1 pseudogene is annotated in these 343 nt (G+C 33.8%); it reads right to left on the bottom strand.

Annotated elements, in window-relative coordinates:
* Positions 1-196: pseudogene (locus GNY06_RS03245) on the bottom strand (IS5/IS1182 family transposase); the annotation flags it as partial.
* Between the last annotated feature and the right edge of the window lie 147 nt (positions 197-343).

Below are 343 nucleotides of genomic sequence, written 5' to 3'. Positions count from 1 at the left end.
TATATAATTCTTCATCAAAATAATAATAATTCTTGGCTGTTTTATTATTCCTGAGATGGGTTTTAATATTGGCGATTATTTTTTCTTTTTCTAACATGTGTCTTAAATTCTCACTGTCAAATCCTGCATCAGCATTGATAAACAATTCTTTATGATCTATTTCTACTTCGCTTAGAAGTGACAGAATTTCTTTCAAACTACCTTCTATTTGGTATCAATCGTGATGATGGCCACTTTTTGGACTTCCCATTGCCAACATTTGTCCCTGGTTATCACACAGAAAAATGCTGTTGGTGGTTTTTGCCTTTTTTCTACCCTGATAGCCTAGCTTTTCACCTCCCAT

This window comes from Elizabethkingia argenteiflava, assembly GCF_009904105.1.
In the GTDB taxonomy this organism is placed as follows: Bacteria; Bacteroidota; Bacteroidia; order Flavobacteriales; family Weeksellaceae; genus Elizabethkingia; species Elizabethkingia argenteiflava.
The sequence above is the reverse complement of the archived record's forward strand: the minus strand, read 5'-3'. Positions and strand labels throughout refer to the sequence as shown.